The organism is Ruminococcus sp. (assembly GCF_045129435.1).
In the GTDB taxonomy this organism is placed as follows: domain Bacteria; phylum Bacillota; class Clostridia; order Oscillospirales; family Acutalibacteraceae; genus Ruminococcoides.
The window spans coordinates 1-9,707 of the sequence record NZ_JBGVJL010000139.1 but is presented as its reverse complement, the minus strand read 5'-3'; the positions used below and the strand labels follow the sequence as shown (position 1 = coordinate 9,707).

At 37.6% G+C, this 9,707-nt stretch carries 17 protein-coding genes and 1 tRNA gene; 11 read left to right on the top strand and 7 right to left on the bottom strand.

Translation table 11 applies throughout. The features are described 5' to 3' along the window. Nucleotides 1-203: 203 nt before the first annotated feature. Nucleotides 204-279, top strand: a tRNA-Thr gene (locus ACJMMI_RS06690). Between the two features lie 254 nt (nucleotides 280-533). Here the strand turns inward: ACJMMI_RS06690 and ACJMMI_RS06685 are convergent. Both ACJMMI_RS06685 and ACJMMI_RS06680 read right to left on the bottom strand, forming a co-directional pair. Next, complete coding sequence (locus tag ACJMMI_RS06685) at nucleotides 534-1,721, bottom strand: tyrosine-type recombinase/integrase (RefSeq protein WP_405354431.1); 1,188 nt, start codon at nucleotides 1,719-1,721, stop codon at nucleotides 534-536. Beyond that, nucleotides 1,722-2,402, bottom strand: a complete 681-nt coding sequence (locus ACJMMI_RS06680; protein ID WP_405354429.1) for a helix-turn-helix domain-containing protein — start codon at nucleotides 2,400-2,402, stop codon at nucleotides 1,722-1,724. Nucleotides 2,403-2,546: 144 nt separating this feature from the next. Here ACJMMI_RS06680 and ACJMMI_RS06675 point away from each other — a divergent pair, with 144 nt between their 5' ends. The 4 genes from ACJMMI_RS06675 (at nucleotide 2,547) to ACJMMI_RS06660 (ending at nucleotide 4,753) form a co-directional block, all read left to right on the top strand. Continuing rightward, the gene (locus tag ACJMMI_RS06675) at nucleotides 2,547-2,756 is read left to right on the top strand and encodes a hypothetical protein (RefSeq protein WP_405354428.1); all 210 of its coding nucleotides are present in this window, start codon (nucleotides 2,547-2,549) and stop codon (nucleotides 2,754-2,756) included. 193 nt (nucleotides 2,757-2,949) lie between these two features. Continuing rightward, the gene (locus ACJMMI_RS06670; RefSeq protein WP_405354427.1) at nucleotides 2,950-3,198 is read left to right on the top strand and encodes a hypothetical protein; all 249 of its coding nucleotides are present in this window, start codon (nucleotides 2,950-2,952) and stop codon (nucleotides 3,196-3,198) included. 213 nt (nucleotides 3,199-3,411) lie between these two features. After that, nucleotides 3,412-4,158: a hypothetical protein gene (locus ACJMMI_RS06665; protein ID WP_405354426.1), complete on the top strand. Its 747-nt coding sequence runs from the start codon at nucleotides 3,412-3,414 to the stop codon at nucleotides 4,156-4,158. Continuing rightward, nucleotides 4,115-4,753, top strand: a complete 639-nt coding sequence (locus ACJMMI_RS06660; protein WP_405354425.1) for a sigma-70 family RNA polymerase sigma factor — start codon at nucleotides 4,115-4,117, stop codon at nucleotides 4,751-4,753. The genes ACJMMI_RS06665 and ACJMMI_RS06660 overlap by 44 nt, the downstream gene beginning before the upstream one ends. Before the next feature lie 106 nt (nucleotides 4,754-4,859). Here ACJMMI_RS06660 and ACJMMI_RS06655 read toward each other — a convergent pair whose 3' ends face one another. From ACJMMI_RS06655 to ACJMMI_RS06635, 5 genes are all read right to left on the bottom strand, one after another. Further along, a complete protein-coding gene (locus ACJMMI_RS06655) occupies nucleotides 4,860-5,030 on the bottom strand; it encodes a hypothetical protein (RefSeq protein ID WP_405354424.1) in 171 nt (56 codons plus the stop codon). Nucleotides 5,031-5,125: 95 nt separating this feature from the next. Next, complete coding sequence (locus tag ACJMMI_RS06650; protein ID WP_302488300.1) at nucleotides 5,126-5,302, bottom strand: hypothetical protein; 177 nt, start codon at nucleotides 5,300-5,302, stop codon at nucleotides 5,126-5,128. Then, on the bottom strand, nucleotides 5,299-5,559 hold the full coding sequence (locus tag ACJMMI_RS06645; RefSeq protein ID WP_405354423.1) for a hypothetical protein: 261 nt from the start codon (nucleotides 5,557-5,559) through the stop codon (nucleotides 5,299-5,301). Before ACJMMI_RS06645 ends, ACJMMI_RS06650 begins: the two co-directional genes overlap by 4 nt. After that, nucleotides 5,559-5,768 (bottom strand): hypothetical protein, encoded by a 210-nt coding sequence (locus ACJMMI_RS06640; RefSeq protein ID WP_405354422.1) that lies wholly within the window; start codon nucleotides 5,766-5,768, stop codon nucleotides 5,559-5,561. The genes ACJMMI_RS06645 and ACJMMI_RS06640 overlap by 1 nt, the downstream gene beginning before the upstream one ends. Nucleotides 5,769-5,805: 37 nt before the next feature. Then, a complete protein-coding gene (locus ACJMMI_RS06635) occupies nucleotides 5,806-6,237 on the bottom strand; it encodes a hypothetical protein (RefSeq protein WP_405354421.1) in 432 nt (143 codons plus the stop codon). A gap of 170 nt (nucleotides 6,238-6,407) precedes the next feature. Between ACJMMI_RS06635 and ACJMMI_RS06630 the strand changes: the two genes are divergently transcribed. From ACJMMI_RS06630 to ACJMMI_RS06605, 6 genes are all read left to right on the top strand, one after another. Beyond that, a complete protein-coding gene (locus ACJMMI_RS06630; RefSeq protein WP_405354419.1) occupies nucleotides 6,408-6,668 on the top strand; it encodes a DUF4160 domain-containing protein in 261 nt (86 codons plus the stop codon). A 16-nt stretch (nucleotides 6,669-6,684) separates the two neighbouring features. Continuing rightward, entirely contained in the window at nucleotides 6,685-7,053 is a 369-nt protein-coding gene (locus ACJMMI_RS06625) for a DUF2442 domain-containing protein (protein ID WP_405354418.1), read from the top strand. Then, on the top strand, nucleotides 7,053-7,241 hold the full coding sequence (locus ACJMMI_RS06620) for an antitoxin (protein WP_405354417.1): 189 nt from the start codon (nucleotides 7,053-7,055) through the stop codon (nucleotides 7,239-7,241). Before ACJMMI_RS06625 ends, ACJMMI_RS06620 begins: the two co-directional genes overlap by 1 nt. A 151-nt stretch (nucleotides 7,242-7,392) precedes the next feature. Continuing rightward, nucleotides 7,393-7,590, top strand: a complete 198-nt coding sequence (locus ACJMMI_RS06615) for a hypothetical protein (protein WP_405354416.1) — start codon at nucleotides 7,393-7,395, stop codon at nucleotides 7,588-7,590. Between the two features lie 955 nt (nucleotides 7,591-8,545). Then, nucleotides 8,546-9,028 (top strand): RNA polymerase sigma factor, encoded by a 483-nt coding sequence (locus ACJMMI_RS06610; RefSeq protein WP_405354415.1) that lies wholly within the window; start codon nucleotides 8,546-8,548, stop codon nucleotides 9,026-9,028. Nucleotide 9,029: 1 nt separating this feature from the next. After that, nucleotides 9,030-9,707, top strand: a 678-nt coding sequence (locus ACJMMI_RS06605; protein WP_405354414.1) for a hypothetical protein, incomplete at its 3' end; no start/stop codon positions are given.

Genomic DNA, 9,707 nt, shown 5'->3' with positions numbered 1-9,707 from the left:
CAGAAGCTTTCATGGGCGTTTTAGAAAGATTCTGTCGCCGCCTATTTTTGTATTGTGAGTATAATTTGCAAAATACCAATCAATATTTCCGAAAACTTAAAAAATCTTGAAAATTTTTAAAAAACTTTCCAAAAACATTTGAAATCTTGAAACATATATGATATAATACTAATGTTGTCTAACGCAATCGCAAAATTAAATATGCTGATATAGCTCAGGAGGTAGAGTGCGTCCTTGGTAAGGACGAGGTCACGGGTTCAAATCCCGTTATCAGCTCCAAGCAAAAACCGCATAACCAAGCCGTTTTTTAGGGTTTGGGGGCGGTTTTTCTTTTTGCTTTAAATGAATTATAAGCCGTTTTGGGGTTTATTGTCTTTAAAATTCATTTTTCGGGGGTTTATTCCGCTGCTTTGCTCTGTGTAAAATATCGGCAGAGAATATCCCCGTTTTTGCGGTTGCTCGCCCATAAAATTAAATATTCGGATATAAAATATAGCCGTGTACTCGTTGTGTTTGTGAGTACACGGCTTTTATTATGCGTGTTTGCGGTTTGTATTCAATAGGGTTTCAAAGGTATTTGCCGCTTGCTTTTCTGCCTCTTCCACAGCGTGCACATAGCGGTTTGTTGTCTTTAGCTGTGCGTGCCCAAGCCTTGTAGCAACATTTTTGATATTCGTCCCGTTGCTCAACAGGAGCGTTGCCGAGGTGTGGCGAAGTGCGTGGAACTTTTTATGCTCAAGTCCTGCACGCTTGAGAAATCGGGTAAATTGTAGTGTCGGCGTGGTTGGGTACATAGGTTTGCCGTCTGCCTGTATAAAGATCCAATTATCGCCCTGCCAACGGTCACCGAGTAAGAACCGCTCTTGTGTCTGTTCTGCTCTGTATTTCTTTAACAAGGCTATGCAGTACGGCGGTAGCATAATTGTACGGCTTTTGCCTGTTTTTGTTGATTTACTCTTGATTTCTTTGTCGCCTGTCAGCTTGTAATTACTCCTGCTTACGGTTACAATACCCGTTGTAAAGTCAATGTCAGACCATTTCAGCCCCACAAGCTCACCACGGCGGCAACCTGTGTTTAACGCAAGATGTATTAATACTTTGAATTGCAGCGGTTCAGCCTCGAGCTTGTCGAGCATTACGCCTAATTCTTCTTGTGCGAAAATGTCGGTTGTTTGTTCCTCAACCTTTGGGAGGGTTATTCTGTCGCTGTCGGCAGGATTTACGCCTATAAGCTGTAATTTGTATGCACTGTGCAAAACCGATTGAACCATTGTGTAATATCGGCGAACGGTTGAGGGTGTAAGTTTGCCCTCTTTTCCGTCAAAATGCGTTGTGCGTTCCTCAAGAGCGTTTACAAAGCGTTGTATGTGAATAGGCTTGATGTCCTTTAGCTTGAGATGTCCGAGCATTGGGATAATGCAGATGTCGAGCATATGGCAATACTTTTCATACACAACAGGGGAGAGCCTGTGCTTTGCGTTTTCAAGGTAGATAGGTACAAAGTCGGCAAGTTTCATTCTGCCGTCGGTGCCAACGGTGCCGTTATTGCATTGCTCCTCAAATAGCACAGCTTGCCGCTGCACTTCCTTTTCAATCTGCTTTGCGGTCATTTTCTCGTCAGGGGTATAAGTCATACGCCGCCGTATTTGCTTGCCGTTTATGTCATAACCACAGCATACGGTTATGCGGTATGCGTTGTTACGCTTTTCAATAGTTGCCATTTATTCATCACCTTTGCTATATAAGTCTTTTACTGCATCTTGAATATTCTTAGAAATCTTAAATAAATAAAAGTCTTGCTTATCTTTTGCGTTTGAATACAAAGTGGAATGTACTCCCGCTTGTTCTTTTATTATTTCTAATTCCTTTGTTAATTCCAAATATACGCTTATATTATCTGTCATTTCTTGTATATTGAAATCTAATATAAATTCATTTATACAATCCAAAAAATTTTTACAAGAAGATTTTACACTACCTACGATAGCCGCAGCAGTTTCCTTTATATTTGTTTCATCAATTACTATGCTGCTGTCGGTTGTAGTCCCTGTTTGTGACATTTCAAGAGTTGAGTGTAATTCATCAATTGATTTTTCACTTAGTCCTGTATAATCACATATATACTGAATATCTTTATCTGCTGTTTGTGCGTTAGATAGCCCCACAAGATAATCAAGTGATACATCAAAATATTTTGCTATGCTTACAAGTTTATCAATGTTAGGAGCGTTTGAACCGTCTGCATATTGTGCAATAGCTTGTCTTGAACAACCTGTCTTTTCTGCTAATTCTTGCTGTGTTGTACCGCTGCTTTTCATCAGCTCACGAATACGCACGGCAATAATATTGTTATAACCCTTGTATGTGCTTGCTTGTTTTGTTTTACTTGCATTATCAGCCATTTTATAATACCTCTTGTAAATAATTCTTGCATTTTATAAAAAATGTATTTTTTACTTGCTTTAATAAATTTCTTGCATTATAATTATTATAGCAAGATAAATCAAAGATTGCAAGAATAAAATAAAAAAGGAGAAAAAATAACAATGACAAAAACAGAACTTGATACACTTATAGCCGAGGAACGCCGAAGATATGCCCGTGAATGGAGAGAAAAAAACCGTGAACATCTTAGAGAATATAACAAGCGTTACAGAGCTAAAAACAAGGATAGGCTAAAACAGCGTGAGCGTGAAATGTGGGAACGCAAAGCTTTAAAGCGTTTAGAAAACGAGAAAACAGCTACAACGGTGTAAGAGTATGCAGCTAATGAAATCCCAACGCAGCGGCAAAATGCAGTCAAATGCACAATGCCGTACAAAAGAAAACGCCGCTTGAAGTACGCCAATACCTCAAACGGCTAAAGCCCAAAACCTAACACAAAAAAGTTTACGGCTCTAATGTGATTATATCATTTTTTAGCATAGCTGTAAACAGAAAGGAAAGAAAATGCAAAAACTTGCAAGAATGCGAACACTTGACGAATGTTACAAGGAAATAAAACAAATGGACGAAAACACCGCCATTTCAAAGTATTATATCAGACAACTTGCAATCAGTGGGAAAATTCCCGTTGTAATGTGTGGTAAAAAGCGACTAATCAATCTTGACGGGCTTATAGATTACCTTTCAGGTACATATAACGCCGCTGCCGCTAATGTTATCCCATACGGATATACAAACCGTAAAAAACAATAAAAAGAATAAAACCGAATAAAGAAAAAGCCTCGCCTAATCACCACATTAGACGAGGTCAAGCAGATTTTTCCGCTACAATCTTCAACACTTTTATTGTATCATTTTGCAGCGGAAAAGTCAAGAAAAATGCGGTATTTGTGCCGCTTTTTCGGGCTTGTATTCGGTATTAACAAGTCAACCTAAAGCAATGCTATTATACCGAAAGGCTAAAAAATGAAATCACGAGAAAAAAGAATAATATCGGGCAGCTACTTAGAGTTAGAATACTTCCCGGTAACAGAACACGGGCACAGGCACGATAATAAGCGTAGGCTTACCAAAAAAGAGCAACAGAATCTAAATGAGAAAAACGCCGTAAAAAAATTAATAAGGCTTATTAATACTAATTTTGTAGCCGGTGATATATTAATTCACCCGACTTACAGGACTGATGAAATGCCAAACACCGAAAAGGAAGTTATAAAAGACATTCAAAATTATTTTAGATGTATTAAAGCATACAGAAAAAAGCACGGTTTGCCACCTGTAAAATACATTTATGTAGTTGAGTGTAAAAACGGGCGTTGGCATTGGCACGGAATAATGTCCGCTATTGACAGAGATGTAGCGGAAAAACTATGGAAACACGGAGATTATACAAACGCTGACCGCTTTCAGCCAACAGAGCAGGAGGGCGGCGAGGCGTTCGCAAGGTACATCTCTAAAAAGCCTATGGGTAAAAGGCGTTGGAACAGCTCTACTAATTTGAAAAATCCGACAGTAAAAACAAAGGACGGGCAGCATACACGCAGAGGGATAGCACGCATAGCAACGCAGCGGATAGACGATAGAGCGTATTGGGAGCGTAAGTATAAAGGCTACCGCTTTGTATCTGCAACGCCTGTATATAACGATTATAACGGGTGGTGGTATATCTATGTCAAAATGTATAAGCAACACAACGAACATAATAACCAATGAAGAAATAGCCTTGCTGATACAACAGGGGAATAAAAATTATATTCCGTTGCTTTGGGAACGCATAAAACCGCTTATGATTTTTATTCTGGGGAAAAAGGTACATAACTATTCGCTGCCTAATTACATATCATTTGAAGATTTAGAACAACAAATGTATTTTGCTTTTTTAAAAGCTGTAAATGCATACAAGGCAGACAAAGAATATAAATTTAATACATATTTGAGTTTTAATATATTGTCAGAACTAAATCACCTCATTTTTAGAAAAGAAACAAAGAAAACAGAGATTTCATATAATCAAACTGTAGCAGATAATGACACAGAAATAATAGAACTGCTTGAGGATACAGAGGCAACAGAATATATCGAAAATATTGAAGATAGGGAACTATATACTATATTGCACAATGCAGTTAATAGCCTACCAAGTGCCGAAAAAGATGTAATTATCAAACATTTTTTCTTAAATAAGAGTTATAATGCAATATCAATCGGTAGCGGAATAACTGAAAACGAGTTAATCAGAACCATAAGAAAAGCAATCAGAACATTAAGGAAAAATAAAAAACTTTATAAATCTTATTTGTCGCAATAAAAAAATATGCAGTATTTATGCAGCATTAAAAATATAATATCCCACGGGGAACATAAATATTTATACAAACAAAAATGCAGCGGTTTGTTATGCCGCTGCATAAAGATTATAATATTTTTGCAAACTTCTGTATAATTTGCAGTAAATCAAATTGTAATTCTTCTAAATCCTGCAAGTTGTCTGCTGTAAGTCCGTTTGTAAGAATATCATCATTAATATTAGCTTGCAGGATTAATGTCATTTGATTTTCTTTAGTTAATAGTGCTGTTCGTTTCACACGCTCACCGCCTTTCATTTATTGACATTTGCCGTTATTTGTGGTAGAATGTATCTGTAAAAGTATGTAGGCTCTTTGAGCGTTGCCCGAATTATTCAGGCATTGCTCAAAGGGCTTTTGTCTTTGTATAAAATGCCGTCTAAATCGCTTTGTAAGGCTTTTAATTCCTCATAGGTGTTACTTGTCGCATTATCGGTCACAATGTCTTGTATAGCCACACTAAGCATAACAAGCGTTGCGATTTCCGCAGCGGTTAAAATTAAAGATTTCATTTTACTACCTCAAGGGCTGATTTTGCCTCATTCATAAGTTTTAGAGCATACGAAAAACCAAGTATAAAGCCTGCTGTTTCACAATCACAACAAGCGTTTGTAATATCGTCTGCTAATTCTAATTGAGCTTTTGTGGTGATCTTTGATATTACCTTGCTTGTATATTGGGTAGTCTTTAGTTGATTGTATTCCTCTCCACCGATATAATTAAAATATAAATCACTTATTTTCGGGTATTCCTTTTTCCAAAAATCCATTATTTACGCTCCTTTTGTTTGTTTATATACGCTTTTGTTGCCTTTGAACCCTGCATATAGCCGAATCGAAAAGCATTAATTATCATATCAATAGGGTTGCTACTATTGCAATAAATATCATTAATATTGCCAACCCTTAAATCATAAAAAATGTCTATGTTGTCTGTGGCTTCTTTTATGACTTTCATTGTATTTTTTACCATTGCCATATAAATGCCCCTTTCATTTGCAACCTGTGGCTATTGCTCATATTGAGAGTGTGAGCCTCAAGCCCTGCACCATATCGGTGTAAAAACCGCCTGTAATTGCCTGTAAGCGTGCATTTATGGCTGTGATGTTATCAATTACGTCAATTACGCCACTAAGTAAACACGCAACAGCAGCGGAAATATAGCCCATTTTGTACGGCTTGCCATTGCCCACACTTGCATACACTGCAATAGCATTGAGGTCAAAGCTGTTTTGCTTTTCCCTTAACAGGCTAAAGCTGACCGTTTCGGGGTTGTATCTGCTCAAATGTTCGATTGCCTCTTGCCTGCGTTCTTTTGTAACGCCTGCAACCTTTACGCTTGCCTTACCTTTAGCGAGTTTCCACGCCATACGGAACGCCTGCGATAATGTGTAACCGCCTTTGCGTAATCTGTTTGCTACCTTGCAGATAATCGAACGATTTAGCATTTTTATTTCCCCTTTCCTTAACCTGTGACTATATTATATATCTTGTGCAAGATATTTTCAATAGGCAACTTGCATAATCTTGCGCAAGATATTTTGTGCATTGTGTATCTTGCGCAAGATTGGTTTATATGCTATAATAAATATACTTAAAGAAAGAGGGTATTTTAATTATGCCGACAATATGTATGTTCAGAGGTATAAAAATCTATATAAATTGGCGTGACCATATGCCGCCACACTTTCACGCAAAATATGGCAGTCACGAGGTAATCGTATCAATTAATGACATAGAGGTATTAGAAGGTACAATGCCAAATAAACAACTTAAAATGCTTTTGGGTTGGGCGGCTTTTCATCAAGAGGAATTAAAGGAAAATTGGGAACTCGCAGAGGCACAACAGGAATTATTTACTATTGAGCCTTTAAAGTAATAAAGGGGGGTATTTTATGCCAAATACAATTGAATATTATTTGTCACAAGGGTTTGACCGTCCAATGGCTGAATATTTTGCAAGTGGCAGAAAAAAACTCGTTGCAGTTACTCCACAAAAAGATTTTTCGCTTTTACTTACTTATGAGAACGGCGAAAAGCGTGTGCTTGATATGAAAAGTACACTTGAGCGTGGCGGGGTTTTTACTCCGTTCAGAGAATATGACAATTTTAAGCGTGTGTATATTGATGACTGCAATAGCGTTTCTTGGGATATTGACCCGAATGTTGACAGTGATGTTGTGTGGAATAACAAGGTAGATATTTGCCCCGACAGCTGTTATATTGACAGCGTTCCGTTATCTGAATACAAGGCGGTGATATAATGGCGGGCAAAACCGAATATAAAAATAAATGGCAATCCGAGAACTGCGAAAGAATTTCCCTTGTTGTCAAAAAAGGCAAAAAGCAGATAATCAAAGACTTTGCAGCGGAAAACGGTTATACTCTGAACGGCTTTGTTAATTCGGCTATTGACGAAAAAATGCAAAGAGAAACGGAAAATAGCACATAAACAGCACAAAGAAATAACCGCCCTGTAATCGCAATACAGAGCGGCTTTTTAAAATAAAAAAATCGTAATGCGGAACAGCTAAAGCCGTTCCTTTTCACCTTTATTATACATCAACAACAGGTCGGTTGTCAATAGATTAGGCGGTGAAAATATGGCAGAAAATAAAAACAGTAGGGCAAGAATTGAGGCTAATAACAGATATAACGCTAAAGCCTATGACCGCATTAATATTGCCGTTCCTAAAGGGCAAAAAGACATCATAAAAGCCCACGCCGAAAGCAAAGGCGAGAGTATAAACGGCTTTGTTAATCGTGCTATTGATGAAACTATGCAGCGTGACGGAGAATAAAATATACAATAGGTTGTTGAGGTCGGAAATGGTTCCCGACACACCCTTTTGGGTACCTGAGATGTAGGATACACCGCCCTACCAATAACCTAAAAGCATAACACAAGGGCAAGTCTTGAAATACAGGCTTGCCCTTTCTGTTTGTTTTGTGCAGCGGAATAACACCAATCCCCCCATAAAAAATTGAAATGTTCGCAGCCGCAGGACCGAGGGGGGAGTTAGATTTTTTGCGTGCCTCGCGTATGACCCCCCTCCCTAAATTTTTAGCCGCTGCATAATATAAAATATCTCTGCACGGAGCAGATGTCAGTACATAAAAATAAATTGTTCTAAATCTATTTTACGCAGCGGAAAAGTTGGGGTTTATTTGGGGTTTAACTTAACGAATAAACCCCAAAAATTACGAAACACTACAAAAACACAACCACCGAAAAACCGCATAAAATAGCCGTTTATTAAAGATTGCAAAAAGTGGCAAAAAGTGATAAAACGGTTTGGTAAGGACGAGGTCACGGGTTCAAATCCCGTTATCAGCTCCATGAAAAGGTAATACCCGAGTTTTGGGTATTACCTTTTTGATGTAACAGCAAAAGCCGCCAACGGGATTTGAAAGCCCGTAAAGAAAACAGTCCGGCGGACTGTTTTTAGGGCGTAGAGTTGATGAAAAAATGACTATGAACAAGCCGCAATAGGCGAGATAAAAAACCTGCAAAGCACAGCCTCCGTTATCAGCTCCAAAACTAAAATCCAGTAGATAAGCCAAAAACACGAAAAACGGCTTGTTTACTGGATTTTTTGCGTTATATTGATTTAATACAAATTGATTTAATTTTATATAAATTTGTATTAAAATAATATGGTAGATGACACGCTTGCAAAAATAATTTAAAAATTTTTAAAATCATGCACGAAAATGGGTGGAGATAATTGTATTAGTAGTGAAAGGGGGTTGCAAATGAGTGATTCAGTCGGTACCGAAAAGGAAATTGAAAAAGTGATTATGCGGTATGCGGATATGATTTTCCGCATTGCATACCAAAATTTAAAATCTAGGGCAGACGCTGAGGATATTTTTCAGGAGGTTTGCGTTGCATTGCTCACAAAAGACGCTCCTCTTGACGATGAAAAGCATTTAAAGCATTGGATTATCAGAGTTACGATAAATAAATGCAATAATTTTCATAAGTCATTTTGGCGAAACAAGGTTGAGCCGATTGATCAATATACAGAGCTTATTCAGCCTGAAACAAAATCGGTTATGGAGGAGCTTTGGCAACTGCCTAAGAACTACAGAAATGTGATTTATCTTTACTATTATGAGGAATATTCTATTGCCGAAATTGCCCGAATTTTAGGCAAAAATCAAAATACAGTCAGCTCTCAGCTGCAGAGAGCAAGGGCGAAGCTTGGCAAGATTTTATCTGAAGGAGGTAACTGATATGCGTAAAAATTTATACACAAAGACACTTGATGAAATAAAAATCAGTGATGAGGCAGTTAATTCTGCGATTGAAAAGCTTTATAGCAAACAAAATAATGACAATGTTATTGATATTAAGAAAAGTAAAAAGAGGGTTGCAAATAAGGTTATAGCAGCATCTCTTGTTGCGGCTATGCTTGTTTCCGGCGGTGCGTTTGCCCTGTTTTCTAGGCCTGCACAGTCAAAGCATAACGGCTTTGTTATAACGGCCGCAGCCGCTGAATTATCCCAAAATAAGCCAGTCAAAATCGCACAGATAAATAAAGGTTATGGTGCGGGTTTTAGCTGTAAAAGTTATGAAGAAGTATTTAATCTTATGCTTTCCTGCAAGGGCGATGATATTAGTTCAATTACCTATACTGCTAAAGGTAGGTCTTGCTTTACAATTGACAGTAATTATAAGTTTGATGTTTATGATGCGTTATTGTTGAAAGATTCTGAGGACTTTAAAAATTCTAACGATTATTCTGAATTGTCTTTCATAAAAAAGAGAGATTATGTGAGTTTTACTATTGATTATGATAAGCAGTTTGCAAATAAAGAAACTGAGGTATATGAAGAACCACCACTCAGTATGAATGTTTATCTTACTGCAAATGATGGCGAAAAAGCTGCAGAAGTGCTTAAAAAACATGAT

Bases quoted from the DNA above. Each gene is read 5' to 3' on its own strand.
- ACJMMI_RS06685 (WP_405354431.1), bottom strand. From the start codon at position 1,721: ATGGCAACTATTGAAAAGCGTAACAACGCATACCGCATAACCGTATGC.
- ACJMMI_RS06640 (WP_405354422.1), bottom strand. From the start codon at position 5,768: ATGGCAATGGTAAAAAATACAATGAAAGTCATAAAAGAAGCCACAGAC.
- ACJMMI_RS06635 (WP_405354421.1), bottom strand. From the start codon at position 6,237: ATGCTAAATCGTTCGATTATCTGCAAGGTAGCAAACAGATTACGCAAA.
- ACJMMI_RS06650 (WP_302488300.1), bottom strand. From the start codon at position 5,302: ATGAAATCTTTAATTTTAACCGCTGCGGAAATCGCAACGCTTGTTATG.
- ACJMMI_RS06670 (WP_405354427.1), top strand. From the start codon at position 2,950: ATGCAAAAACTTGCAAGAATGCGAACACTTGACGAATGTTACAAGGAA.
- ACJMMI_RS06645 (WP_405354423.1), bottom strand. From the start codon at position 5,559: ATGGATTTTTGGAAAAAGGAATACCCGAAAATAAGTGATTTATATTTT.
- ACJMMI_RS06680 (WP_405354429.1), bottom strand. From the start codon at position 2,402: ATGGCTGATAATGCAAGTAAAACAAAACAAGCAAGCACATACAAGGGT.
- ACJMMI_RS06675 (WP_405354428.1), top strand. From the start codon at position 2,547: ATGACAAAAACAGAACTTGATACACTTATAGCCGAGGAACGCCGAAGA.
- ACJMMI_RS06660 (WP_405354425.1), top strand. From the start codon at position 4,115: ATGTCAAAATGTATAAGCAACACAACGAACATAATAACCAATGAAGAA.
- ACJMMI_RS06610 (WP_405354415.1), top strand. From the start codon at position 8,546: ATGAGTGATTCAGTCGGTACCGAAAAGGAAATTGAAAAAGTGATTATG.
- ACJMMI_RS06630 (WP_405354419.1), top strand. From the start codon at position 6,408: ATGCCGACAATATGTATGTTCAGAGGTATAAAAATCTATATAAATTGG.
- ACJMMI_RS06620 (WP_405354417.1), top strand. From the start codon at position 7,053: ATGGCGGGCAAAACCGAATATAAAAATAAATGGCAATCCGAGAACTGC.
- ACJMMI_RS06665 (WP_405354426.1), top strand. From the start codon at position 3,412: ATGAAATCACGAGAAAAAAGAATAATATCGGGCAGCTACTTAGAGTTA.
- ACJMMI_RS06615 (WP_405354416.1), top strand. From the start codon at position 7,393: ATGGCAGAAAATAAAAACAGTAGGGCAAGAATTGAGGCTAATAACAGA.
- ACJMMI_RS06625 (WP_405354418.1), top strand. From the start codon at position 6,685: ATGCCAAATACAATTGAATATTATTTGTCACAAGGGTTTGACCGTCCA.